At 65.4% G+C, this 23,862-nt stretch carries 21 protein-coding genes; 4 read left to right on the top strand and 17 right to left on the bottom strand.

Going from position 1 to position 23,862, the window contains the following annotated elements:
- Position 1 precedes the first annotated feature (1 nt).
- The 8 genes from WDM24_RS14335 to WDM24_RS14300 all read right to left on the bottom strand — a co-directional run bounded on the left by WDM24_RS14335 (position 2) and on the right by WDM24_RS14300 (position 11,511).
- Positions 2 to 841, bottom strand: a complete 840-nt coding sequence (locus WDM24_RS14335; protein ID WP_338831697.1) for an enoyl-CoA hydratase family protein — start codon at positions 839 to 841, stop codon at positions 2 to 4.
- Between the two features lie 11 nt (positions 842 to 852).
- Entirely contained in the window at positions 853 to 1,632 is a 780-nt protein-coding gene (locus WDM24_RS14330; RefSeq protein WP_338831696.1) for an SDR family NAD(P)-dependent oxidoreductase, read from the bottom strand.
- Positions 1,629 to 3,944 carry a bifunctional salicylyl-CoA 5-hydroxylase/oxidoreductase gene (locus WDM24_RS14325; protein WP_338831695.1) on the bottom strand — a complete coding sequence of 772 codons (2,316 nt, stop codon included), beginning with the start codon at positions 3,942 to 3,944 and terminating at the stop codon, positions 1,629 to 1,631. Before WDM24_RS14325 ends, WDM24_RS14330 begins: the two co-directional genes overlap by 4 nt.
- Before the next feature lie 467 nt (positions 3,945 to 4,411).
- Positions 4,412 to 5,950, bottom strand: coding sequence for a sugar ABC transporter ATP-binding protein (locus WDM24_RS14320; RefSeq protein WP_338831694.1), 1,539 nt, complete (start codon positions 5,948 to 5,950; stop codon positions 4,412 to 4,414).
- Positions 5,947 to 7,068 (bottom strand): hypothetical protein, encoded by a 1,122-nt coding sequence (locus WDM24_RS14315; RefSeq protein ID WP_338831693.1) that lies wholly within the window; start codon positions 7,066 to 7,068, stop codon positions 5,947 to 5,949. The genes WDM24_RS14320 and WDM24_RS14315 overlap by 4 nt, the downstream gene beginning before the upstream one ends.
- Entirely contained in the window at positions 7,068 to 9,206 is a 2,139-nt protein-coding gene (locus WDM24_RS14310; RefSeq protein ID WP_338831692.1) for an ABC transporter permease, read from the bottom strand. Before WDM24_RS14310 ends, WDM24_RS14315 begins: the two co-directional genes overlap by 1 nt.
- A gap of 159 nt (positions 9,207 to 9,365) precedes the next feature.
- The gene (locus WDM24_RS14305; RefSeq protein ID WP_338831690.1) at positions 9,366 to 10,388 is read right to left on the bottom strand and encodes a sugar ABC transporter substrate-binding protein; all 1,023 of its coding nucleotides are present in this window, start codon (positions 10,386 to 10,388) and stop codon (positions 9,366 to 9,368) included.
- Positions 10,389 to 10,485: 97 nt separating this feature from the next.
- Positions 10,486 to 11,511 carry an ABC transporter permease gene (locus WDM24_RS14300; RefSeq protein WP_224741713.1) on the bottom strand — a complete coding sequence of 342 codons (1,026 nt, stop codon included), beginning with the start codon at positions 11,509 to 11,511 and terminating at the stop codon, positions 10,486 to 10,488.
- A 91-nt stretch (positions 11,512 to 11,602) separates the two neighbouring features.
- Here WDM24_RS14300 and WDM24_RS14295 point away from each other — a divergent pair, with 91 nt between their 5' ends.
- Positions 11,603 to 12,598 (top strand): LysR family transcriptional regulator, encoded by a 996-nt coding sequence (locus WDM24_RS14295; RefSeq protein WP_338831689.1) that lies wholly within the window; start codon positions 11,603 to 11,605, stop codon positions 12,596 to 12,598.
- 5 nt (positions 12,599 to 12,603) lie between these two features.
- Here WDM24_RS14295 and WDM24_RS14290 read toward each other — a convergent pair whose 3' ends face one another.
- The 3 genes from WDM24_RS14290 to WDM24_RS14280 are packed head-to-tail and all read right to left on the bottom strand — an operon-like array spanning position 12,604 to position 14,561.
- A complete protein-coding gene (locus WDM24_RS14290) occupies positions 12,604 to 13,131 on the bottom strand; it encodes a VOC family protein (protein ID WP_338831688.1) in 528 nt (175 codons plus the stop codon).
- A 16-nt stretch (positions 13,132 to 13,147) separates the two neighbouring features.
- The gene (locus WDM24_RS14285) at positions 13,148 to 13,999 is read right to left on the bottom strand and encodes an SDR family NAD(P)-dependent oxidoreductase (protein WP_166293920.1); all 852 of its coding nucleotides are present in this window, start codon (positions 13,997 to 13,999) and stop codon (positions 13,148 to 13,150) included.
- A 4-nt stretch (positions 14,000 to 14,003) separates the two neighbouring features.
- Positions 14,004 to 14,561, bottom strand: a complete 558-nt coding sequence (locus tag WDM24_RS14280) for a carboxymuconolactone decarboxylase family protein (protein ID WP_166293918.1) — start codon at positions 14,559 to 14,561, stop codon at positions 14,004 to 14,006.
- A 216-nt stretch (positions 14,562 to 14,777) separates the two neighbouring features.
- Between WDM24_RS14280 and ilvD the strand changes: the two genes are divergently transcribed.
- Positions 14,778 to 16,622 (top strand): dihydroxy-acid dehydratase, encoded by a 1,845-nt coding sequence (gene ilvD / locus WDM24_RS14275; protein ID WP_338831687.1) that lies wholly within the window; start codon positions 14,778 to 14,780, stop codon positions 16,620 to 16,622.
- Positions 16,623 to 16,955: 333 nt separating this feature from the next.
- Here the strand turns inward: ilvD and WDM24_RS14270 are convergent, their stop codons facing one another.
- The 4 genes from WDM24_RS14270 to WDM24_RS14255 all read right to left on the bottom strand — a co-directional run bounded on the left by WDM24_RS14270 (position 16,956) and on the right by WDM24_RS14255 (position 20,685).
- Positions 16,956 to 17,171, bottom strand: coding sequence for a hypothetical protein (locus WDM24_RS14270; protein WP_029082305.1), 216 nt, complete (start codon positions 17,169 to 17,171; stop codon positions 16,956 to 16,958).
- A gap of 582 nt (positions 17,172 to 17,753) precedes the next feature.
- Complete coding sequence (locus WDM24_RS14265) at positions 17,754 to 18,803, bottom strand: hydroxyacid dehydrogenase (protein WP_338831686.1); 1,050 nt, start codon at positions 18,801 to 18,803, stop codon at positions 17,754 to 17,756.
- 15 nt (positions 18,804 to 18,818) lie between these two features.
- Positions 18,819 to 19,715 carry an amidohydrolase family protein gene (locus WDM24_RS14260; RefSeq protein ID WP_338831685.1) on the bottom strand — a complete coding sequence of 299 codons (897 nt, stop codon included), beginning with the start codon at positions 19,713 to 19,715 and terminating at the stop codon, positions 18,819 to 18,821.
- A gap of 4 nt (positions 19,716 to 19,719) precedes the next feature.
- Positions 19,720 to 20,685, bottom strand: a complete 966-nt coding sequence (locus WDM24_RS14255; RefSeq protein WP_338831684.1) for a tripartite tricarboxylate transporter substrate binding protein — start codon at positions 20,683 to 20,685, stop codon at positions 19,720 to 19,722.
- 173 nt (positions 20,686 to 20,858) lie between these two features.
- Here WDM24_RS14255 and WDM24_RS14250 point away from each other — a divergent pair, with 173 nt between their 5' ends.
- Together WDM24_RS14250 and WDM24_RS14245 are read left to right on the top strand one after the other, a co-directional pair.
- A complete protein-coding gene (locus WDM24_RS14250) occupies positions 20,859 to 21,407 on the top strand; it encodes a thiamine pyrophosphate-binding protein (RefSeq protein WP_029082310.1) in 549 nt (182 codons plus the stop codon).
- Positions 21,408 to 21,415: 8 nt separating this feature from the next.
- Positions 21,416 to 22,018 carry a thiamine pyrophosphate-dependent enzyme gene (locus tag WDM24_RS14245; protein WP_338831683.1) on the top strand — a complete coding sequence of 201 codons (603 nt, stop codon included), beginning with the start codon at positions 21,416 to 21,418 and terminating at the stop codon, positions 22,016 to 22,018.
- A gap of 140 nt (positions 22,019 to 22,158) precedes the next feature.
- On the opposite strand, the gene WDM24_RS14240 is transcribed toward WDM24_RS14245, so the two are convergent.
- Entirely contained in the window at positions 22,159 to 23,220 is a 1,062-nt protein-coding gene (locus WDM24_RS14240; protein ID WP_338831682.1) for a 2-dehydropantoate 2-reductase, read from the bottom strand.
- 193 nt (positions 23,221 to 23,413) lie between these two features.
- Positions 23,414 to 23,803, bottom strand: coding sequence for a DUF1236 domain-containing protein (locus WDM24_RS14235; protein WP_166203874.1), 390 nt, complete (start codon positions 23,801 to 23,803; stop codon positions 23,414 to 23,416).
- Positions 23,804 to 23,862: the final 59 nt, after the last annotated feature.

The raw sequence follows: 23,862 nt of genomic DNA, 5'->3' as shown, positions 1-23,862 counted from the left end.
CTCAATTGCCCTCGAAGACGGGTTTCTGCTTGGCGGCGAAGGCCTCGAAGGCGCGGCGGAAATCGCCGGTCACCATGCAGATCGCCTGCGCCTGCGCTTCCGACTCGATCATCTCGTCGACGCCCATCGCCCATTCCTGGTTGAACATCGTCTTCGTCACCCCATGCGCGAACCACGGTCCATCCGCGAGCGAGCGCGCCAGTTCGTGCGCGGCGGCGGCAAGCTCGGCCGGCGGCACCAGGCGGTTGTGAAAACCCCAGGCAAAACCTTCCTCGGCGCTCATCGCGCGTCCGGTGTAGAGCAGATCGGCGGCATGGCCCTGCCCGATCACCCGCGGCAACAGCCCACATGCGCCCATGTCGGCACCGGCCAGGCCGACCCGGGTGAACAGGAATGCGGTCTTGGCCTGCGGCGTCGCCAGCCGCAGGTCGGACGCCAGCGCCAGCATGGCGCCGGCGCCGGCGCAGATGCCGTCGATCGCAGCGACGATGATCTGCGGGCATTTGCGCATCGCCCGCACCACCTCGCCGGTCATCCGGGTGAAGGCGAGCAGGTCCGGCATCGCCATCCGCGTCAACGGCTCGATGATCTCGAACACATCGCCGCCGGAGCAGAAATTGCCCTCGGCGCCGGTCAGCACGATGGTGCGGACATCGGAGGCATATCTGAGATTGGTGAAGAGGTCGCGCAGCTCCTCGTAGGACTCGAAGGTCAGCGGGTTCTTCTTGTCCGGCCGGTTCAGCGTGATGGTCGCGACGCGGCCGCTCGCATCGGTCGACCAGCGGAAGTGCTTGGCGGGATAATCCTTGAACGGCCGGAGCTTTGCTTTCATCTCGGACATGATGTGTTCCTTCACCCGGTAAGGACTTCGCCGCCGGCGACCGCCACGGCTTGTCCGTTGATTGACGATGCAGCCTCGGATGCCAGCCAGAGGATGGTGTCGGCGACCTCCTCCGGCGTGACCAGCCGCTGCATCGGATTGACTTTGGCCAGCGCAGCGCGCGCCTCCTGCTCGCTGCGGCCGGTCTTGGCGACGATATTCGCGGCGGCATCCGCCACCAGCGGCGTATCGGTGTAGCCAGGGCAGACCGCATTCACGGTGACGCCGCGCCGGGCATATTCCAGCGCCAGCGAGCGCGTCAGGCCGACGACGCCGTGCTTGGCCGCGACATAGGCGGACACATAGGCGTAGCCGGTGAGGCCCGCGGTCGAGGCGACGTTGATCACCCGCCCGCGGCCGCGCTGCGCCATCCCTGGCAGCACCGCCTGCGTCACCATGAACACGCTCGAGAGATTGCTCGCCAGCATGTCAGCCCACAGCGCAGCGTTGGTCTTGTCGAACGGCGCGCTGGCAGCCTTGCCGGCATTGTTGACCAAAATATCGATCGCATCAGCCTCGGCTTCAATCTGCGCGACCCCCTTGGTGACCGCCGCTTCATCGGTCACGTCGATCACAACAACAGCGCCGGTGTTCTTGCCGAGCAACGCCGCCGTCGCCTTCAGCGCGTCGATGCGGCGCCCGGCGATGCTGACGCGCACGCCGGCTGTTGCGAGCGCGACCGCTGTTGCGGCGCCGATGCCGGAACCGGCACCGGTGACCAGCGCATGCGCATTGGGCCAGAACCGTGTCATGCCTTCACTCCCGCGGATGCGCGTTCGAGATTGGCCTCATATTGCGACTTGCCCGACACGTACTGCTTCGGCCACGCGATCTGCTTGACGCCGATCTTGGCGGCCTCATGCAGCGTCCAGGCCGGATCGGCGAGATGCGGCCGCGCAATGGCACAGAGATCGGCGCGGCCGGCGGCGATGATCGAATTGGCATGGTCCGCTTCCGAGATCGCACCGACCGCGATGGTGGCGATGCCGACCTCGTTGCGGATCTTGTCGGCGAACGGCGTCTGGTACAGCCGGCCATAGATAGGATGGTCGTCGGCCCAGACCTGGCCCGAGGAGCAGTCGATCAGATCCGCGCCCGCGTCCTTGAACAGCTTTGCGAATTCGAGCGCATCCTCGGGCGTGTTGCCACCCTCGGCCCAATCGTGACACGACAGGCGGACCGACATCGGCTTGTCCTCCGGCCATACCGCGCGGATGGCGCGGAACACCTCCAGCGGATAACGCGCGCGGTTCGCGATTGATCCGCCATACGCGTCGGTGCGGCGGTTGGTCAGCGGCGAGAGGAAGCTCGACAGCAGATAGCCGTGGGCGCAGTGCAGCTCCAGAATATCGAAGCCCGCGCTCGCGGCGCGCCTGGCCGCTGCGACGAATTGCTCGCGCACCTCGTCCATCTCGGCGCGGCTCATCGGCTCCGGCACCTGCCCGTCGGGCAGGTAAGGCACCGACGAGGCCGACACCACCGGCCAGTTATGGTCCGGCAACGGCTCGTCCATGCCCTCCCAGGCGACGCGGGTCGATCCCTTGCGGCCGGCATGGCCGAGCTGGATGCCGATCTTGGCTTGCGAATTGCGATGCACGAAGTCGACGATGCGCTCGTACGCCGCCGCCTGCGCCTCGTTCCACAGCCCGCAGCATCCGGGCGTGATCCGCGCCTCCGGCGAGACGCAGGTCATCTCGGTGAACAACAGGCCGGCGCCGCCGAGCGCGCGGGAGCCGAAATGCACCAGATGGAAGTCGTTCGGGACGCCCTCCTCGGCCGAATACATCGCCATCGGCGAGACGATGATCCGGTTGGTAAGCGAAAGCCCGCGAATCTGGAACGGCGTCAGCATCGGCGGCGTGACGCGGTCGTTGGTGGCAGGCACGCCGCTCCGCTCCGCGAACCAGCGCTCATAGCCTTCGAGCCACGCCTTGTCGCGCAGCCTCAAGTTCTCGTGGCTGATGCGCTGCGAACGGGTCAGCAGCGAATACATGAACTGCTCCGGCTCCAGCGTATCGGCATAGCGCGAGCCGACCACCTCGAACCATTCCATCGCGTTGCGCGCGGCGTTCTGGATCCGCGCCACGTCGACCCGGCGCAGCTCTTCATACGCCTTCAGCACCGCCGGAATGCTGTCCCTGACAGCGCCGTGGTTCTTGAACTGATTGGTCAGCTCGATCGCGTCTTCCAGCGCGAGCTTGGTACCCGAGCCGATCGCGAAATGCGCGGTGTGGGCGGCATCGCCCATCAGCACGACATGGCTGTTGCCGTTGAACGCGGTCCATTTGCCGCAGATCAGCCGCGGGAACGACAGCCAGGCCGAGCCGCGCAGATGCCGCGCGTTGGAGACCAGATGATGGCCCTCGAGGATTTCCGCGAACACGTTTTCGCAGAACGCGATGGATTCGCCCTGCTCCATCTTGTCGAGGCCGTGGGCGAGATACGCCTCCTCGGTGGTCTCGACGATGAAGGTCGCCGCGCCGTCCTCGAATTTGTAGATGTGCGCTTGGAACCAGCCGTGCTCGGTCTTGCGGAAGTCGAAGGTGAAGGCGTCGAACGGCCTGACGGTGCCGAGCCAGATATAGCGGTTCGGCCGCATCAGCATGTCGGGCTGAAAAGTCTCGGTGTACTTGGTGCGGACCTTTGAGTTCACGCCGTCGCACGCCACGATCAGGTCGGCGTCGGGAAACTCAAGATCGGAATTGACCTCGCGTTCGAAGATCAGCTCGACGCCGAGCTCCTCGGCCCGCGCCTGCAGGATGTTGAGCAGCCGCTTGCGGCCGATGCCGACGAAGCCGTGGCCGGTGGTGCGCATCCGCCGGCCCTTGATCAGGACCTCGATGTCGTCCCAATGGTTGAAGGCCTGCTCGATCGTATCGGCGGTGACCGGATCCCATTTGCGCATGTTGTCCATGGTCGCATCCGAGAACACCACGCCGAACCCGAAGGTGTCGTAGGGCCGGTTGCGCTCGACCACGGAAATGACGTGCGCGGGATCAAGCATCTTCATCAGGATGCCGAAGTAGAGCCCGGCCGGCCCGCCTCCAATGCAAACGATGCGCATGGCGTTCTCCCGTTGGCTTCGGCGGGCTGGGGGCATTTCTCCAGCGAGCCGATGCCGGATGTTATTTTATACTTAAAATAATTGTCAAGGGCGGGCTCGCCACCCATTCCACCCGTCATCGCCCGGCTTGACCGGGCGACCCAGTATTCCAGAGACGGTCGTGCTTGAGCGGAAGGACCGCGGCGTACTGGATCGCCCGCCTTCGCGGGCGATGACAGAATGTGATACGGCTTCCTGTTCTCGCGGCATGAAACGCCCGAGCTAACGCCTCGTTCCGCCCTCTCGCAGAGGGCGCAGGCCGTCGGACAAATCAGCGCTAGGAGCGCGCGCCTGTCCGTTCGTCATTCCCCGGTGCACAATTGCGCACCTGATGGCGACGCTTCAGCGTCGAACCCGGAATCTCGAGATTCCAGGTTCGGTGCTTCGCACCGCCCCGGAATGACAGGGAGAGATTGGGCCGTGCGACCTCAATGCACCGCCGCGTACAAAATCTTGTCCTGCGTCGCGTCGGCTGCGTCGAATTCGGCGGCGATGCGGCCGGTGCGAGCGACCAGGATGCGGTCGGACACCGCGAGAATCTCCGGCAGATACGACGAGATCACCACCACCGCCTTGCCCTCGTCGGCGAGACGGCGGATTTCGCCGTGGATGTGCGGGATGGTGCCGACGTCGACGCCGCGGGTCGGCTCGTCGAAGAAGATGATCGAGGGCTCCTGCACCAGCGTCTTGGCCAGCACCACCTTCTGCTGGTTGCCGCCGGACAACTCGACGATCCGCGCCTTGCGTTGCAGCGCGCTGATCTTGAGCCGCTCGACCCAGTAATTGGCGAGCTTGCTGCGTTTCGCGCGCGACAGCAGGAAGCTCCAGCCCTTCCGTGTGGCGAGGCTGCCGATATAGACGTTGTCGTCGACCACCATGGTCTCGAAGAAGCCGTTGGCCTTGCGGTCCTCAGTGATGTAGGCGATGCCGTCATTGATCGCCTGCCGCGGCACGCGGTAGCGGATCGGCTTGCCGCGCAGCCGGATGGTGCCGCCATTGACCAGATTGCGCTTTAGCGCGCCGTAGATGATTTTTGCGATCTCGGTGCGGCCGGAGCCGATCAGGCCGGCGATGCCGACCACCTCGCCGGCATAGACCGAGAACGACATGTTCTTGACCGCCATGCCCATGGTGACGTTCTCGACCGTCAGCACCTTCTCGCGGCGCTGATGGGTCTTCTCCTTGCGGCCGTAGACCGCCTGCGCCACCTCGCGCCCGACCATGTGCTGCACCAGCGCGTCGCGGGTCAGCTGCTTGGCGGGCGCCGTGATCACCAGCTTGCCGTCGCGCAGCACGGTGATGCGGTCGGCGATCTGCAGCGATTCCTCCAGCGCATGCGAGATGTAGATGATCGAGACGCCGCGGGCGCGCAGGTCGCGCACCAGATGGAAGAAGTGGACGATCTCCTCCGGCGTCAGCGACGCGGTCGGCTCGTCGAAGATGATGATGCGCGCCTTGTTGTAGATCGCGCGCGCGATCTCCACCATCTGCTTCTTGGCGGTGCCGAGCAGCGCCACCGGCGTTGCCGGATCGACGTGGAAGTTGAGCGACTGCAGCAGCTGCTGGGCCTGGATGTTCAGGGTGCGGAAGCGCGTCAGCAGCTTTTCGTTGCCGAGCTCGATGTTCTGCGCCGCCGTCATGGTCGGCACCAGGCTGGTCTCCTGATAGACCATGCAGATGCCGGCATCGAGCGCGTCGCGCGGCTGCTCGAAATTGGCAGGCCTCCCGTCGAGCAGATAGTCGCCGGAGGTGAGATTGATCGCGCCCGCGATCGCCTTGCACAGCGTCGACTTGCCGGCGCCGTTCTCGCCGACCAGCGCATGCACCTCGCCGGGATAGAGATCGAAATTGACGCCCTCGATGGCGTGAACGCCGCCATAGATTTTCGAGCCGCTGGTGATCCGCAGCACCGGCTCGCGGGTTGCGGACTGGGGCGCGGTCGTGGCCTGCATCACGCCGTCATTCATCGCAGCTCTCCCGTATAGCGCAGCAGCCGTCCCGCGCCGCGCGCGGCGATCACGACGCCCGAGGGCGTCGCGCAGGCCGCGGTGATGCCGTGGAAGCGGCCGCCGGCGCGGCTGTGCAGGCTGTCGCTGGCCTCGCCATCGGCGTCGAGATGCGCCAGCAGGCCATAGGAGCGCGGCGGCGCCCAGGGCTTCTGGATGCCGAGCGCCTTGACGCTGCCGATCTGCATCGGCTCCAGGCAATCGCTGCCGCCGGTGAGCGCCGGCGCCACCCAGTAATCCGGCGGCATCGTCGCCATCATCTCCTCGCGGAAATCGTCTTCCTTGAGCACGAACTCGATCAGATGGGTGCGGCGCGCGAACATGCCGAGCAGCAGCCCGCCATGGCCGTCCGGATGCAGCCGCGCCGGATAGCCCGCCATGTTGGCGGCGACAATCTCCCGGGCGCCAAGGGTGTCGCCGCCAAGCGCGAAGCGGCTGAGCCGATGCGCCCAGCTCTCCGTGAGCCACAGGCTCTTGCGGTCGTCCGAAACGCTGACGCCATAGGGATAGGCCAGTTCGCGCAGCAGCACCTGCGGATTGTCGAGGCCGGCGCCGCAGCTGATCAGGCGACCATTGGCGCGCTTTTCCATCAAATCATGCCGCCACTCGCCTGGGCGGCGGCCGGTGCTGCCTTCGACGGCATAGATACGGCCATCGGGCGCCGCCGTGACCGATAACAGCCCGGTCAGCGCGCTGCCGCCGGCAGCCTCCAGCCAGCGCGGATCGGGCTTTGCCGGATCGATCGCGGCTAGCCCCCTGCCCGCGACGCAGACCAGCAGGCGGCCGTCCGGATGCAATGCGAGCCCGCCGGCATCGTCCTCGAACTCGGCGACAACAGTGCGGGTCGAGAGATCGTTGCCACTGAGCTTCAGCACCTGCCTTCCGGCGGAGACATAGACCGCGCCGTCGCCGGCCGCGATCACATCGTCGATGCCGGGCAGCGGCTCGCCAATCGGCACGGCGGTGTCGAGCCGGTCGTTCGGGCTCATCGCGCCGTCGAGCGGCGGGATCGCGTTCTGGCCGCCGTCGCGGTCGATGACGCTTCTGATATCGCGCAGCAGATGATCGAAAAATCCCATTACGTCGCCACCCTGCTCTTTGCGCCCCAATACGCATCGTAGCCGGTCCAGCTGTCGTCGACGCCGTCGAGCTTGATGCGGCCGATCCGGTTGTTCTCGAGCCCGCCGAGATAGAGATAGCCCTCGTGCTCGCGCATCGAGGTCAACGTTGAATGCGAGATGCCTGTCGGGTCCCACCACGACTCCAGCGCCTCGCCCTGCTCGTTGAACTTCAGCACACAGCCATGGTTGAGCGCCGGCGCCAGCCACTCGTCGGTCGGCACCTGCTTGACCATGCGAAGGCGGAAGCCGGGTTTTCGCGCGGCGAGATCGAAGGTGGGCGTGCGGATACCGACCAGCGCCAGCCAGTACGTACCATCGGAGGCGCGGTTGATGTTGTCGGGGTTGCCCGGCAATTCGTCCATCAGCACTTCGGTCTTGCCCTTGTTCGGCCCATCGATCCAGTAGCGGAAGACCTTGCACAGCGAGGTCGAGGCGATCAGGATCGACTTGCCGTCATGCGAGACGCAGATCCCGTTCGGGAAATAGAAGTGGTTGATCACGGTGCGCGTGGTCTTGGTCGCCGGGTCGTAGCAGACCACGCGACCGTTCGGCCGGCCCTCGAGAATGTCGAGGGTGTTGGTGGTCATCTCGTAGCGCGTGGTGCAGTCGCTGAAATAGATCTTGCCGTCGGGCGCGATGTCGAGGTCGTCGGCCATGCGCAGCCGGGAATCGTCGTTCAGCTTGTACCAGGTACGGTTGGTCTCGTCGGTGACCTTGAAGATGCCGCCATCTGGCGCGACGCCGTAGACGCCCATGCCGGCGACCGCGACGATCAGATTCTCGTCGCGATCGAACTGCATGCCGAGCGGCCGCCCGCCGATATGGGCGAACACCTCGCGGGTCTTGAAGTCGGGCCCGGAGAAGCGGATCACGTTGCCGTCGCGGGTCGACCCGTAGAGCCGGCCCTGGCGGTCGAGGATGACATCCTCGGGCCCCTCGACCTGGTCGACGCCGATCGCCTGCGCGTTGATCAGCCGGTCGTTCTGCGCGTAGGGCGATGTCGCGCCGGGCTGCACCGCCGGCGCCGAGGCGAGCGGCACGAAGGCCGGGTTGACATAGATCTTCTGGATCGCCTTGCCGCGGTTCTTCGACCATTTGACGTCGATGCCAACGGCGGCGAGCAGGATCATGCCGGTCACCGCCGAGGTGACATAGCCCGGGATGCCCATGCGTACGAGGCCATTGGTCAGCAGGAAGATGATCAACGCGCCGATCATGGCCCGCCACACCGTGCCTTTGCCGCCGGCCAGCGAGACGCCGCCGAGCACCGCGGCGGTCAGCGCCTGGAACTCCCAGCCGACGCCGGTGGTGGAATCCGTCGAGGCCTGACGCGCGGCGTAGAAGATGCCGCTCGCCGCGCACAGCGTGCCGGACAGCACATAGGTCATGAACAGCATCAGTCGGACGCGGATGCCGGCGTGGCGCGCCGCCTTGCGGCTGGCGCCGATCGCGGTGAGATGCCAGCCATAGCGCGAGCGCGACAGGAAGATGTGGCAGATCAAAAGCACCACAAACAGCGTCGCCGCATTGATGGGAATGCCGAGCACGCTGCCACCGCCGACGAAGTCCCAGGCGTCGCTCTCGACCGAGTTGGTCGCGAACACCTGGGCGTAGCTGGTGTTGAGCAGATTGACCGAGGCGCGCAGGATGATCAGCGTCACCAGCGTGGTCAGGAACGGCCGCGTCTTCAGGAAGCCGATCAGGAAGCCGTTGATGCTGCCGAGCAGCGCGCCGACCAGAAGCGTCGCCGGAATGGCCAGCCCAACCGGCCATTCGCGCACCAGCAGGAAATACAGCGCGGCGAAATTGCACAGCGCGAAGATCGCGCCGACGGAAAGATCGATGCCGCCGGTGACCAGGCAGAAGCCCATCGCGAGCGCGACAAAGCCGAATTCGGCGAACAGCCGCAGCAGCGAGACCGAGTTCTGCACCGAGGCGTAGTCGGGAATGGTGAGTGCGAAATAGGTCCACAGCCCGATCATCACGGTGAAGGGAACCACCGGCTCGAACCACTGCTTGAGCAACAGCTCGGACAGCAAGAGCCGGGGTGAGAACCGCCGCACCGATGCGGCAAAGGAATCGACAGCCATCGACATCGTCAAAGCACTCCCTCGATCATGATGTGAGAACTCCCATCGTGATCTCGTTCTCTTATTGAGCATGATCTTTCGGAAAACCGGCTTCCACTTTTCCGGATCATGCTTGTGATACAGCCGGCGCGGGAATGCCCCCCGCGCCGGCTGTCTCGCGCCTTGTTAGTTTTTCTTGGGTAGCGCGAAGCAGTTGGCGCCCGAGGCGTTCGACTTGTCGAGCCAGATCGGCCGCGTGTAGTAGACGAGATTGCGCCCGCCCGGCTTCTCGCCGGATACCAGCAGGGTTTCGGCGGCGAACATCAGGTCATGGCCCTGCTCGGTCGCCTTGTAGCTCAGGAACTTGTAGAAATTGCCCGAATTGACCTGGTCGCAATCGAGCTGCGAGCCTTCACCCGAGGCGAACACCTTGACGTCGTCGATCTTGCCGGCGTTGCGGATCGCCTGCGCCGCGCCCGACTCCATGATGCCCCAGAAGCCGATCGAGGCGCACAGGTCAGGATGCTGCTGGATCACGGTTGCGGTGACATTGAGCGCGGTGTTGGCGTCCCAGTTGGCGGCCTGGTTCGAGACCACCTTGATGTTGGGATCCTTGTTCAGGACCTCCATGATGCCGCCGACCTGGTCGACGCTGGCGGCCGCGGTCAGTTCCCCCTGCACGATCTGGACCTTGCCCGACTTGCCGGAGCCGGTGCCGCAGGCCTTCACGGTTTCGCTCGCGAGCATCTTGCCGATCTCGCGCCAGTCGGCGCCGACAAAGGCACCGGACTTGTAGTTCGAGGACATGTTGATCTGGATCACATGCGTGCCCTGGCTTTCGGCGCGCTTGAGGTCCTTCATCAACAGCGTGACGCTCGGATTCTGCACGATCAGCACGTCGGGCTTCTGGTCGACCAGCGCGGTCAGCACCTGCTGCATCGCCGAGGGGTTGTTGTTGGGATCGCGCACGACGTATTTCATGCCGCGCCACTCGGCCTCTTCCTGCACCACCCGGCCCCATTCGTCGGACAGCGGCACGCCGAGCGCGATCGGCAGATAGGCGATCGTCTTGCCCTGCAGCGCCTTGTCGTAGACGGCGCGCAGCTCGCGCGCGGTCTTGGTGCCTTCCTCCTGCGCGGATGCCGCAAACGGCATCGCGGCCAGCGTCGCGCCGGCGAGCAGGATCGTCCAGAACTTGGTCGTCTTCATCGTCTCCTCCACACAAAATTCTTTTGATTGATTGCGAATTGTTCTGATTGATTGGCGCGAGGGGCGCGCTCAGTCGTCTTGCTTCAGTCGCCTTCCTTTAGTCGCCCTGCCGCGCGGTCTCCTCGTCACGGGGATGCAGCCAATTGTCCAGCACGATGGCGGCCAGCAGCACCACGCCCTTGACGATGTTCTGTACCTCGCTGTTGACGTCCATGATGGTGAAGGCGTTGAGCAGCGTGCCGATCAGGACGCAGCCGACCACGACGCTGAACACGCTGCCGCGGCCGCCGATCAGGCTGATGCCGCCGATCACGACGACCAGCACGACGTCGAAGATCATGGTGCCCTGGGTGATCGCCATCTGCATGCTGCCGGTGGTGCCGACCCAGACCAGGCCTGCAATCCAGGCGAGCAGTGCAACCAGCACGTGCTCGAGCACAATCAGCGGCCGCAGCGGGACGCCGGTCAGCCGTGCGGCCTCCGGATTGTCGCCCTGCGCATAGATGAAGCGGCCGATCGAGGTGCGCGACAGGAACAGATGCATCGCGATCGCGCAGACCGCGAACACCAGGATCGGAACCGGGATGCCGAACAGCCGTCCGGCGCCGAGATACATCAGGCCCGGCGCATCCTTCGGCGCATAGACCACCCAGGCCGGCGCGATCCAGAACGCGAGGCCATAGATCACGAAGCCCGCGGCCAGCGTCACGAACAGCGCCGGCGCCTCGACGAAGGCGACCATCACGCCGTTGACGACGCCGATCAGCACCGCGATCGCCAGCGCCAGCAGCACTGCCGTGAAAACAGGCATGCCGTTCTGCATCTCGATCAGCGCGATCGCCCAGGAACCCGCCATGATCGCGACCTCGGAGAGGTCGATGCCGCGGCTGATCACGATCAGCCCCATGCCGAGGCCGAGCACGCCGAGGATGGAGATACTCCGCAACAGATTCAGGAGGTTGGAGACGGTGGCAAAGCCGTTCAGCGTCAGGCCGAACACGACCAGAAGCGCGATCGTGATCAGGAGCACGATCTGCTCCTGGCTCGGCTTTGCGAACATTGTGCCCGAGCGAGATGATGCCGCAGGGACAGCAACGCCGCGCGATGGCGATTGCACGCTCATCGTTTCCTCCAGGTATTATTTTGCTTGAGACTTTAAGAGTGCCGACTAGTATTCGTCAAATGCATTCGACGGATACGGGTAGATCATTTCCATGCATGTACGCGACGTCGACCTGAACCTGTTCGTCGTGTTCGACGCGATCTATTCCGAGGGCGGCGTCAGCCGGGCCTGCTTTCGCCTCAATCTGACGCAGCCCGCGGTGAGCCATGCGCTGGGCCGGCTGCGCGCGATGTTCAACGATCCGCTGTTCGTGCGCCGCAACCACGTGATGACGCCGACGCCGCTTGCACGCCAGATCATCACCACGGTGCGCCAGGCACTCAACGGCCTTGAGACGACGCTGACCCACACCCACCGCTTCGATCCGGCGAAGACGCCGAAGCGGTTCGTGATCGGTCTGCGCAACAATCTCGAGGCGCCGATGCTGAGCGCGCTGATCAACCGGATCAGCACGGTGGCGCCGCTGGTCGAGATCGCGACCGTGCGCAGCGAGCGCAACAATCTGGAGCGCGAGCTTGCCGCCGGCACGCTGGACGTCGCGATCGATACGCTGCTGCCGCTCTCGACGGAGGTGCGGCGCGAGCAGATCCTGACCGAACATATCGCGGTGTTCGCGCGGCGCGGCCATCCCGAACTCGGCACAAGGCTCGACAAGAAGGCGTATCTGCGCATGGAGCATGTTTGCGTGACGTCGCGGCGCAGCGGCCTGTCGTTCGAGGATTTCCAGTTCCAGCGCCTCGGCCTGACGCGTACCGTTCGCCTGACCTGCCAGAATTTCGCGACCGCCTGCCATGTCGTGAGCCGCAGCAACATGCTGCTGACCGCGTCGGAAAGCGCCGCCTCCGTGCTGGAGGATCCCGGGCTGTTGCAGTGCTTCCCCTGCCCGTTCCCGATCAGCCCGCACGTCAATTATCTCTACTGGCATGCCACCGCCGAGGGCGACACCACCAATCAATGGCTGCGCGAGCAACTTCGCGCCGCCGCTTCGCTGCTGGCCGGCAGCCGTTTCAGCAAGAAGAACCGGCGCCTGGCGAAGACGCGCCCCAAGGTCGGCATCCCGGTGCCGACCAGCCTCGCCGCGGAATAGCCGCGTCAGCCCACCACGCGGATTGGGTCCGAGCCGTCCCAAGTCGCGGCCACGGTCCTGATCTTCTCGAAGAACCGCCCCTTCGATCCCGAGATGTCTGAGATCTCGATCACGGTGCCGGCGTGGCCGGCGGTGTCGAAATAGGCGAAGCGTCCGTTGGGGCCGCCTATCTGGCCTTCATGACCGATCGTGAAGCCTGCCGCGATGGCGCGCTCGTAGAGCGACTGGTAGTCCGTGCTCCAGTACGACATGTGCTGCAGGCCCTCGCCGTGGCGCGCCAGAAAATCCAGATACATCGACGGCGCGTCGTTGCGCTGTTGGATCAGCTCGATCTGCAGATCTCCGGAATTGGCCAGCGCGATCGACATCTCGACCGCGGAGTCCACGCCGCGATAGCGGAACCAGTCGACCCTGACCGAGGGGATCAGGAAGAATGGCCCGACCCGCAGCGTCTCGGTCCAGAACTTCAGCGCCGCATCGATGTCGCGAACGACGTAGCCGTTCTGACAGACCTTGCCGAACAATGCACTCATGCGCCCTCCCCGCCGCTCACAAACCGCTGAGCCCGCTGTCCACCGCCAGCGTCTGCGCGGTGACGTAGACGCTTTCATCCGACATGAAGAACAGCACGGCGTAGGCGATCTCCCACGCCGTGGCCTGACGGCCGAACGGGACATGCCCCTTGCCGCGCGATGGCCGGCCGGCGCCGGCCTCGCGGCCGTTCGGGGTGTCGACCAGCCCGGGATAGACCAGATTGGCGCGGATGCCGCGCCGCGCACCGGCATGCGCGATGTTGCGCATCAGACCGCCGAGCGCAGCCTTGGAGGAATCATAGACCGCCATCTGCGATCCCGCCTTCAGTGCCGCGATCGAGGAGATGAAGACGATCGCGCCGCCGTCCGCGAATTTCGGCAAGGCAGCGCGGCAGCACAGCATCGGGCCGCGGACGTTGACGTCGTAGATCCTGTTCCACTCCTCGGCGCTGACATTGTCGAGCCCGGTCTTGCCGAAAGTGCCGATGTTCAGCACCATGCCGTCGAGCCCGCCCATGGCGCGGTGCGCCTCGTCGATCATCCTGATGACATCGGCCTCGTTGGTGACGTCGGCGGCGATCGCGAACGCGCGGCCGCCGTCATCGGCAATACGCGCGACCGTATCCTCGGCGGAGGCGCGATTGAGGTCGGCGACCGCGACATGCGCGCCCTCGCGCGCGAACAGCAGGCTCATGGCGCGGCCGTTGCCGATCGGATCGGTCGCGGCATCGAACACGCGTTGGCCGCCGCCGACCACCAGAATGCGGCGTCCGTTGAGACGTCCCCTGCCCGGCGCGATGCCTGACGATTCCGCGCTCAGGGGACGGACATAGCGCTCCGGCTTGGAGTCTTGTGACGTGTCCGACATCTCATCAGCTCCGCTTCTTGCCGCCCTCGTAGACGGCCATGCCGGCGGCCGGATCGAGATCGGTCTCGGTCGCCTCCGTCAGCCGCGCCATCATCATGTAGAAGCCGACCGCGACGATCGCCTCGACGATTTCCTGGTCGCTGAAGTGTTTGCGCACAGCGGTAAAGGCGGCATCGCTGACGCGCACCTTCTCGACCACCTCGCGGCCGAAGCCGAGCAGCGCGCGCTCGGCCGCATCAAGTGCAGCATCGTCGTAATTGCCGCGCTCCACCGCATCGATCTGCGCCTGCGTCACGCCGACGCCGAGCGCGATCGGCACATGCTGGCGCCACTCATAGGCGCCGCCCTCGAGCTGCGCGGCCTGCAGGATCAGAAGCTCGCGGTTGACCGCCGACAGCTTCTGCTTGTGCAGGATCGAATTGCCGAGCCGCATCACGGGAATCGCATTGGCCTCGGCATGGGCCATCATGCGGAAGATGTTGAGCTTGACCGGCATTCGGTCGAACGCGGCGCGGATGTCTCCGCCGGTCGTCTCCGGATCAATCAGGGGCAGCCTTGCCACGCGTCTCTCCCTTTTGGTTGTTCTTGTTCATTGTCTTGCTGTCCGGCTTCCCGGTCCGTCCAGCTAATGCGCGGGGCCGGCTGAGATCAAGCTGGCCCGTCGGAATGGTCCGAATAGCGGGGTTCTGCCATGCGGTTCAGCGCTTGAATCCGCAGGCCCGGGCAGGCATAAGGACCCCATCTCCCCTAAAAAATGCCCATAGCCCAAGGATTTACGATGCCCGCCTATCGCTCCCGCACCACCACCCACGGCCGCAACATGGCGGGTGCTCGCGGCCTCTGGCGCGCCACCGGCATGAAGAACGAGGATTTCGGCAAGCCGATCATCGCGGTGGTCAACTCCTTCACCCAGTTCGTGCCGGGACACGTGCATCTGCAGAACCTCGGCCAGCTCGTCGCGCGCGAGATCGAGAAGGCCGGCGGCGTGGCAAAAGAGTTCAACACCATCGCGGTCGATGACGGCATCGCGATGGGCCATGACGGCATGCTCTACAGCCTGCCCTCGCGTGAACTGATCGCCGACAGCGTCGAATACATGGTCAATGCGCATTGCGCCGACGCGATGGTCTGCATCTCGAACTGCGACAAGATCACGCCCGGCATGCTGATGGCGACGCTGCGGCTCAACATCCCGACCGTGTTCGTCTCGGGCGGCCCGATGGAATCGGGCAAGATCCTGCTCAAGGGCAAGAAGCGCGCGGTCGACCTGATCGACGCGATGGTGGCGGCCGCCGACTCCAACGTGTCGGACGAAGAGGTCGAGGTGATCGAGCGCTCGGCCTGCCCGACCTGCGGCTCCTGCTCCGGCATGTTCACCGCAAACTCGATGAACTGCCTGACCGAGGCGCTCGGCCTCGCGCTGCCCGGCAACGGCTCGGTGCTGGCGACCCATGCCGACCGCAAGAGCCTGTTCGTCGAGGCCGGCCATCTGATCGTCGATCTCGCCCGCCGCTATTACGAGCAGGACGACGCCAAGGTGCTGCCGCGCAATATCGCCAACTTCAAGTCGTTCGAGAACGCGATGACGCTCGACATCGCGATGGGCGGCTCGACCAACACCGTGCTGCATCTGCTCGCCGCCGCGCGCGAGGGCGAGGTGCCGTTCACGATGACCGACATCGATCGTCTGTCGCGCAAGGTGCCGGTGCTCTGCAAGGTCGCGCCCTCGGTGCAGGACGTCCACATGGAGGACGTGCATCACGCCGGCGGCATCATGGCGATCCTCGGCGAGCTCGACCGCGCCAGGCTGCTCACCACCGACGGCCCGACCGTGCATGCCGCGACGCTCGACGATGCGCTGAATCACTGGGACGTGGTGCGCACATCAAGCGACAAGGTCCGCAATTTCTACATGGCCGCGCCCGGCGGCGTGCCGACCCAGGAGGCGTTCAGCCAGGATCGCCGCTTCGACGAGGTCGATCTCGACCGCGCCAAGGGTGTCATCCGCAACGCCGAGCACGCCTATTCCAAGGACGGCGGGCTCGCCGTGCTGTTCGGCAATCTCGCCGAAGACGGCTGCATCGTGAAGACCGCCGGCGTCGACGAGAGCATCCTGAAATTCTCCGGTCCGGCCCGCATCTTCGAGAGCCAGGACGCGTCGGTCGACGCCATCCTGGGCAACAAGGTGAAGGCCGGCGATGTCGTGCTGATCCGCTATGAGGGGCCGCGCGGCGGCCCGGGCATGCAGGAGATGCTCTACCCGACCAGCTATCTGAAGTCGAAGGGCCTCGGAAAGGCCTGCGCGCTGATCACCGACGGCCGCTTCTCCGGCGGATCGTCGGGCCTGTCGATCGGCCACGTCTCGCCGGAAGCCGCCGAGGGCGGCCTGATCGGCCTGGTCGAGGAAGGCGATGTCATCGAGTTCGACATCCCGAACCGCAAGGTCAACCTCAGGGTCGACGATGCCGAACTGAAGCGCCGCCGCGCAGCGATGGAAGCCAAGGGCAATGCGGCATGGAAGCCGGCGGCGCCGCGCAAGCGCGCCGTCTCGACCGCGCTGAAGGCCTATGCGGCGTTCGCGAGCAGCGCGGCGAAGGGTGCCGTTCGCATCCTGCCGGAGTAACAAGCGACGAGCTTGGCCGCGTTTGGCTCCGGTCTCGCGGCAGACCAGCTGCACCTCTCCCGCTTGCGGGAGAGGTCGTCGCAGGGCGCACTGCCAAAATATCGAAAACAACCCCATGCAAAGTAGCCGGCGGCTGCCGGCGGACACGGCAACTTGACTCGACGGGCAACTCAGCGGTATTCTTCGATTATCCAGAAATCGTGCAGACGCCCCTCGCCCCGGGACTATCGCATACGGCATTTGCGGACTTCTGCAACAGACGCATATGCGATTGCCCTCCCCCGCAAGCGGGAGAGGGAGCGCAGAGCGAATGCGGCTGATCGCGAACTAGCGTCAGGTCACTTGCAAGTCGGCCGCTTCGATCCGGATGCGGTCGGCGTGCAGCGACCAGTCGCACAGCGCCTGCTCCTGACAGAATTTGAGCTTGGCCATCTCGGTGGCCTGGCCTTCGCTCGAGGCGTCGATCTCGAGCGCGCCCTGACAGACCTCGCGCTGGCGGCCATTGCCGCCGAGCACGTCCTTCATGAAATGAACGACGAAGCGTGACATGGAACCCTCCCTGCTGCGGGGGCAGAGCCCGGGGTTCACGTGCTAGCACTGACGCGAGGCGGTGTTGAGTTAATTCGGCGCGCGGTTGCGGCGCACGGTGGAAAACTTACGCGCCGGCCTGCGGCAGGCTGGCGGCAGCGATCGCGACGATCTGCGCAATGCGGCGGCCGATCCTGGCCGGAGCTGCACGGAGGTATGACTGGACCTGTCGCATGGCACATTTTCCTTCCGCGCCCGGAATGGTCGGGCACACCTAGAAAATGGGGATTTCGCCCTAAGCCGTCGATATCTCAGGGAAAATAACAACGGACGCGTTGCGGAGCGGTGGTTTGACAGTGGGTTTGTTGTCCCGATCGAGGTTCCGGCGAAGGAGATTTTCTCCGACGGTTTTTTTGGCCGCACGGCACGCTCCACCTCTCCCGCTTGCGGGGGAGGTCGGATCGCATCGCAGATGCGATCCGGGTGGGGGCTCTCTCCACGATGCGACTCGCGGAGAGAGCCCCCACCCCCTCCCCCGCAGGCGGGAGAGGGAGCCCACGGCCGGTGGACGTGGAGACATCAAGCGCCGATGCCGCGGATCACCTACCCCGGCATAAACCCGAACGCCTTCTCGAACCGTCTCGCGTAGACCGGCCACACCTCGGGATTGATGATGCGCGGCGGGCGCTTGCCGTCGAGCGCATCGAGGATCTGCTCGGCGGCGATCCGGCCCATGTTGATGCGCGCCTCCCGGGTGACGCCGGCCGTGTGCGGGCTTGCCAGCACGTTGTCGAACTGCAGCAGCGGATGATCCGGTGGCGGCGGTTCCTTGGACCAGACGTCGAGGCCGGCACCGGCGATGCGTTTTTCGCGCAGCGCGTCTTCCAAGGCCTTCTCGTCATGGATGAAGCCGCGCGCGGTGGTGACGAAATACGCGTGCGGCTGCATCAGCGCGAATTCGCGCGCGCCGATCATGCTTCTGCTCTTGCTGTCCAGCGGGCAGGAGATCGAGACGAAATCGGCGCGGCGCAAGAGATCGTCGAGCTCGACCTTCTCGCCGCCCCGCTTCGCCATCTCTTCCGCCGTGAGATACGGATCGTAGGCGATCACCTTCATGTGCAGCAGGCCCTTGCACAGCTCGGCGATGCGGCGGCCGACATTGCCGAGGCCGACGATGCCGACGGTCTTGTCCTTCAGCTCGTTGCCGATCAGGTCGTTGCGGTTGACATTGGCCTCGCGGCGCAGCCGGCGGTCGGACTGGATGATGCGCTTCGACAGCGTCAGCATCATGCCGAGCGCGTGCTCGGCGACCGAATTGGCATTGCCGCCGGACTGGTTGACGACAAGCACGCCCGCCGCGGTGCAGGCCTCGACATCGACAGGATCGAAACCGGCGCCGTTCGAGGACACGATCAGCAAGTTCGGCGCGCGGTTCAACAGCTCGGCATGGGCATGGAAATGCGGTGCCAGCTCATCGCGCGCCGCGCCGATCTGATAGGCATGCGCGTCGGCGAGAACCGGCGCGAACTGCGTCTCCGGTGTGTCGTTCTCGAGACGGTCGAGCCGGACGTCAGGCCGCTTCTTCAGGATATCGACGTAGATCTCATGGGCGAGGTATTTGACGTAGAACACGCGCTTGTTGTTGACGGTCATGTCTTCGGACAGCTCTCAGTTTGGGAAGCCATAGAGTTTTGCGGGATTGTCGACGAGGATGCGATGCCGGGCCGCCGCATCCGGCGTCCATTCCTGGAACAGCGTGAGCAGATGGCCGGCGTCGGGCATCTCGCCCTCGACCCGCGGATGCGGCCAGTCGCCGCCCCACACCAGCCGCTCGGAGTTGGCCGCGACCAGCGCCTCGTGGAACGGCCGCGCATCCGGATAATCCGGCGCCCTGAGGCTCAAGCGATGCGCGCCGGACAGTTTCGCCCAGCACCAGCCTTCACCGACCGCGCGCAGCAGGCTCTGAAAGCCCTCGGTGTTGACGCCGGCGCGCGCATCGGTGCGGCCCATGTGATCGACCACGACCGGCAGCCCGAGCGTCTTCAGCGTCGGGATCGTGTCAGGCAAGTCCTTCACATCGATCCAGAGCTGCAGATGCCAGCCGAGCTCGGCCATCACAGCCGCGTGGATCTCGGCGACGCCGAGCGGAACGCCGCCGCGATAGTGCAGCTGTCCACCGCGGAAGAAATGGTTGAAGCGCAGGCCGCGCACGCCGAGCACGTGCCATTGCCGCAGCGTGCCCGCCGCGACATCGGCATCGGCCACCGCGACGCCGCGCAGCCGCGCGGGCTCGCGCTGTAGCGCATCCAGCATCGCCGAGTTGTCGCGGCCATGCGCGCTGCCCTGCACCAGCACGCCGCGGCTGAAGCCGAGCGCATCGAGCATGCCGAGATAGGTCGCAAGCGGCGCGTCCGGCGGCGTGTAGCTGCGATCTCCCGCATAGGGAAAGCGGTCCGCCGGCCCGAATACATGCGCATGGGTATCGCAGGCCTTCGCCGGCAACCTTTCCCTAGGCGGCGTCACCGGAAGCGGCGGCAGGCAGGCGGGAATCTCTGACGCGGCCATCGGCTCACTCCGCCTTCATGCCGGCGGCCTTGATGATCGGCCCCCATTTGTCGTAGTCGGCCTTGATCGTGGCGACGAATATCTCCGGCGTCGAGCCGATCGGGATCGCGCCGAGCTTGCCGAGACGCTCCTTCACGGCCTCGGTGTTCACCGCCGCGACGAAATCGTGCGATATTTTTGCGACGAGATCGGCGGGCATACCGCCAGGGCCGATCAGGCCCCACCACACTTCGGTGTCGTAGCCCGGCACGGTCTCCGACATGCTCGGCACGTCTGGCAGGAACGGCGCACGCGACGCCGTCGTCACCGCCAGCGCGCGAACCGTGCCGGCCTGCAACTGCCCGACCGATTCCGGCCCGTTGTTGAACGACATCGGGATTTGTCCGCCAAGCAGATCGTTGATTGCGGGCGCGCCGCCCTTGTAGGGGATCGCGTTGAGATCGATCTTCGCAAGGCTCTTGAGCAGCTCGCCGGCCAGATGGGTCGAGGTGCCGTTGCCGGCATGGGCGAAGGACAGGCTACCCGGCTTTGCCTTCGCCGCAGCGATGACGTCGCCGACCGACTTGAACGGCGAGTCCGCGCGCACCAGCAGCACGTTCGGCGATGACGCGAGCAGCGAGATCGGCGAAAAGTCCTTGAACGTGTCGTAGGGCAGTTTTGGGTAGAGGAAAGGATTGGTGGCGTGGCCGCTCGCCACCATGATCAGGTTGTAGCCATCGGGCGCGGAGGTCGCGATCGCCTGCGAGGCGATCACCCCACCGGCGCCCGGCCGATTCTCGACTACGATCGACTGCGTCCAGGATTTTGACACCGCTTCGGCCAGCGTCCGCGTCAGCACATCGACGCCGCCACCGGGCGGATATGGGACGAGAATGTGAACGGCCTTTGCCGGGAACGGCTGCGCGGACGCAAGGCCGGCCATCACCATGGCCGCTGCCGCAATGGCGGTCCGCCAGACCCATCCGGCCATCGACGCCTCCCGTCCCTTTATCGTTACCGTCTCTATCGCACGTTGGTTCGGCGCTGGGATGGCCGAATTCCGCAGATCGCGTTGCGGCCGCGGCATGTTGACAATCGCATGCACGGCGTCAAGTTGCGTGTCGCAAGCGGCCTTAAGCGTCGCGCGCGAACAGGGAGAATGGGATGGCGGCCGCGGAACAAGCCTCGCCTCAGGACAAGGCGACCTGGCACGGCATCGTGCTGCAGACGCTGAAGCGGAACGAGATCAAGCTGGTGCCCTATGTGCCCGACCGGGTGCTGACCACGCTGATCAAGAACCTGCACGCCGATCCCTATTTCACGACATTTCCGACCGCCCGCGAGGAAGAGGCCGTCGGCATCGTCTCCGGCGCCTGGATGGCCGGGATGCGCGGCGCGGTGCTGATGCAGACCTCGGGCTTTGCGACGCTCGCCAATGTGCTGGCCTCGCTCGCGGTGCCCTACCAGATCCCGCTGATCATGTTCGTCTCCGAGCGCGGCACGCTCGGCGAATTCAATTACGGCCAGGCGCTGGTCTGCCGCACGATGCGCCCGGTGCTGGATTCGCTGGCGATGGAGCACCACACCATCACCCGGCTCGACGAGCTCGAATTCATCGCCGACCGCTCGATCAAGCAGGCCGTCGCCACCCAGGCGCCGGTGGCGCTGATCCTCTCGCCGCTGTTGACCGGCGGCAAAACCTTCGACAAGTGAGCGCCGCCATGACCAACACCCAAGCGCGCAACACCAAGGTGATGAACCGCTTCGACCTCACCCAGCGCCTCGTCGCCAAATTGAAGGACGAGGCCGTGATCGGCGGCATCGGCAACACCAATTTCGACCTGTGGGCCGCCGGCCACCGCCCGCAGAATTTCTATATGCTGGGCAGCATGGGACTTGCGTTCCCGATCGCGCTCGGCGTCGCGCTGGCGCAGCCGAACCGGCGCGTGTTCGCGCTCGAAGGCGACGGCTCGCTGTTGATGCAACTCGGCTGCCTCTCGACGATCGCGACCCTGGCGCCGAAGAACTTGACGATGGTGGTGATGGACAACGGCATCTACCAGATCACGGGCGCGCAGCCGACGCCTGCCGCCGGCCCTGCCGATATCGTCGGGCTCGCGCTCGCCAGCGGCCTTGCCAACAGCTCGTGGGCCGCCGACGAGGACGATTTCGAGCGCCTGATCGAGCAGTCGAAACAGGCCTCAGGCCCGTCACTGATCGGCGTCCGCATCGACGACAAGCCCGGCACCGGCACCACCCGCCGCGACCCCGTCCAGATCCGCGAGCGGTTCATGAGCGGCATGGGGGTGAGGCAGCTGCTGTAGGCAATCTGCCACGATATCTCCCCCGACATTGCGAGCGACGCGAAGCAATCCATCTCTCCGCACACATGGGGAGATGGATTGCTTCGTCGCTTCGCTCCTCGCAATGACGGCAGTCAGCGCTGAGGCATGGAGCCCATCTCTCAATTCATCCGCAGCTCGGTGATGTGCCGCGGATCCGGCGCGAGCTCGCCGCGTTCGACGCGCTTCACGATGTCGGTCAGCGCGGCATTGGCCGCACAGGCGATGCCGAGTTTCTCGCCGTCGCGCACCACGAGGCCGTTCAGGAATTCGATCTCGGTGCGGCGGCCCTTCTGCATGTCCTGGCCCATCGAGGGGCGCTGCGCCGATGAGGTGCGCTTGGCATCCTTGAAGCGTTGCTCGTCGCAGGCGCGCCTCGCGGCCTCATCGCCCTCGCCGGCCCGCGCGATCGTCTCGGGCGGCAGATGCAGGATTTCTTCCAGCTGATAGCCCTGCGCCTGCCCGACCCGGATCGCCTCGCTGCCGAGCCGGGTTGAAAAGCGGCGCAGCGGTTCGCTTTGCAGCACCTCACCGCCGGGCAGGCCGGTGCAGGCCGACAGCCCGTTGCCCATCACATTGGCGACCAGTTTCGACCAGCGCTCGCCCCACAGATTGCCCGTGACTTTTGCGCTGTCGGAATAGCCGACGAGACGGCAAACCTCTTCCGCCCGAGCGGTGATGCGGCCATGCACCTCGCCGGCGCGAAACACGGTGTGCGCAGCCCCGCCCTTACCGGCGCCGCGGTGAATATGGCCGGGCTCGGGCAGATTGACGGTGATGCTGCTCGCGATGCAGCCGAGCGTCTTGCCCCAGCCGACAATGCCGGCGATCGTCTCCTCGTTCATGCAGTTCTGCAGCGACACGACGTAACCATCCGCCGCCAGATATTGCCGGATCAGCATCGTCGCCCAGGCCGTGTCGTACGATTTCATGCAGACGAAGGCGATGTCGACCGGCTTTTCCTTCGCCAGTTGCTGCGCGTCGGTGACGTGCAGCGCGCGCACCGGCACCGAGAATTCGGCAACGTCCATCGCGTGCGTGACCCGCAGTCCGTGCTTGCGCATGTGCTCGACATGCTCGGGCCAGGGATCGATGAAGGTGACATCCTCACCCGCCTGCACCATATGCGCACCGGCGTAGCCGCCGACCGCACCCGCGCCGACGATCGCGATCTTCCGACCCATGTTTCCATCCCCTGCTCTTGGCGGACGCTGGCCGCGCCCGCTCGTTGGAGCCAGTCTAGGGGATCAGGCCGTCAGGCCAACCGCTCGCTGCATGTAAAAAGCGGGCCTGTGCCATGCCCGTATTCATGGGACAAACGAATCCCCGCGGGCGATGCGCCCGCGAGGATGTCGACAGTCAGAAATCCGGGCGCGATCAGTCAATGACCCTCACCACCCTGCGGGTGCGGGAATCCACGATCACGCGGTGATCGTTGACGATCGCATAGTGATATTCGGCGTAGCGCGGCACGGGGTGCAGCACGACCGTATCCGGCAGCGGCTCGCCGACCACGACGCGTTCGCGCACCACCACCGAAGGCTCGCCGCGCGGAATCGATCCGATCACCGCATTCGGAATCTCGAGGCCGGCGCCGACCGCAGCACCAACTGTGCCGCCGACGATCTCGCCGACGGGACCTGCGATTTCACCACCGGTCCGCGCACCATTCGCGGCGCCCGCTGCAGTCGTGGACTGAGCGAAGGCCGAACCGGACGCTAGCAGCGACGCAGCAGCGACAAGGGAAACAGCAAAACGCTTGTTCATCATTCTTCTCCTCCGAGTTGTGAGCTGCCCCTCAACATCGCGAGCAGTGAGAACGTTCC

The sequence above is a fragment of the Bradyrhizobium sp. 27S5 genome (genome assembly GCF_037217225.1).
Taxonomy (GTDB): Bacteria; Pseudomonadota; Alphaproteobacteria; order Rhizobiales; family Xanthobacteraceae; genus Bradyrhizobium; species Bradyrhizobium septentrionale.
This window is presented reverse-complemented; position numbering and strand designations above follow the sequence as displayed.

Coding starts and splice junctions, on each gene's coding strand:
- WDM24_RS14300 (WP_224741713.1), bottom strand. CDS start 11,511: ATGAGCGTGCAATCGCCATCGCGCGGCGTTGCTGTCCCTGCGGCATCA.
- WDM24_RS14240 (WP_338831682.1), bottom strand. CDS start 23,220: ATGGGTCGGAAGATCGCGATCGTCGGCGCGGGTGCGGTCGGCGGCTAC.
- WDM24_RS14245 (WP_338831683.1), top strand. CDS start 21,416: ATGACCAACACCCAAGCGCGCAACACCAAGGTGATGAACCGCTTCGAC.
- WDM24_RS14305 (WP_338831690.1), bottom strand. CDS start 10,388: ATGAAGACGACCAAGTTCTGGACGATCCTGCTCGCCGGCGCGACGCTG.
- WDM24_RS14295 (WP_338831689.1), top strand. CDS start 11,603: ATGCATGTACGCGACGTCGACCTGAACCTGTTCGTCGTGTTCGACGCG.
- WDM24_RS14290 (WP_338831688.1), bottom strand. CDS start 13,131: ATGAGTGCATTGTTCGGCAAGGTCTGTCAGAACGGCTACGTCGTTCGC.
- WDM24_RS14235 (WP_166203874.1), bottom strand. CDS start 23,803: ATGAACAAGCGTTTTGCTGTTTCCCTTGTCGCTGCTGCGTCGCTGCTA.
- WDM24_RS14250 (WP_029082310.1), top strand. CDS start 20,859: ATGGCGGCCGCGGAACAAGCCTCGCCTCAGGACAAGGCGACCTGGCAC.
- WDM24_RS14320 (WP_338831694.1), bottom strand. CDS start 5,950: ATGAATGACGGCGTGATGCAGGCCACGACCGCGCCCCAGTCCGCAACC.
- WDM24_RS14335 (WP_338831697.1), bottom strand. CDS start 841: ATGTCCGAGATGAAAGCAAAGCTCCGGCCGTTCAAGGATTATCCCGCC.
- WDM24_RS14255 (WP_338831684.1), bottom strand. CDS start 20,685: ATGGCCGGATGGGTCTGGCGGACCGCCATTGCGGCAGCGGCCATGGTG.
- WDM24_RS14310 (WP_338831692.1), bottom strand. CDS start 9,206: ATGTCGATGGCTGTCGATTCCTTTGCCGCATCGGTGCGGCGGTTCTCA.
- WDM24_RS14270 (WP_029082305.1), bottom strand. CDS start 17,171: ATGTCACGCTTCGTCGTTCATTTCATGAAGGACGTGCTCGGCGGCAAT.
- WDM24_RS14260 (WP_338831685.1), bottom strand. CDS start 19,715: ATGGCCGCGTCAGAGATTCCCGCCTGCCTGCCGCCGCTTCCGGTGACG.
- WDM24_RS14315 (WP_338831693.1), bottom strand. CDS start 7,068: ATGGGATTTTTCGATCATCTGCTGCGCGATATCAGAAGCGTCATCGAC.
- ilvD (WP_338831687.1), top strand. CDS start 14,778: ATGCCCGCCTATCGCTCCCGCACCACCACCCACGGCCGCAACATGGCG.
- WDM24_RS14330 (WP_338831696.1), bottom strand. CDS start 1,632: ATGACACGGTTCTGGCCCAATGCGCATGCGCTGGTCACCGGTGCCGGT.
- WDM24_RS14325 (WP_338831695.1), bottom strand. CDS start 3,944: ATGCGCATCGTTTGCATTGGAGGCGGGCCGGCCGGGCTCTACTTCGGC.
- WDM24_RS14285 (WP_166293920.1), bottom strand. CDS start 13,999: ATGTCGGACACGTCACAAGACTCCAAGCCGGAGCGCTATGTCCGTCCC.
- WDM24_RS14265 (WP_338831686.1), bottom strand. CDS start 18,803: ATGACCGTCAACAACAAGCGCGTGTTCTACGTCAAATACCTCGCCCAT.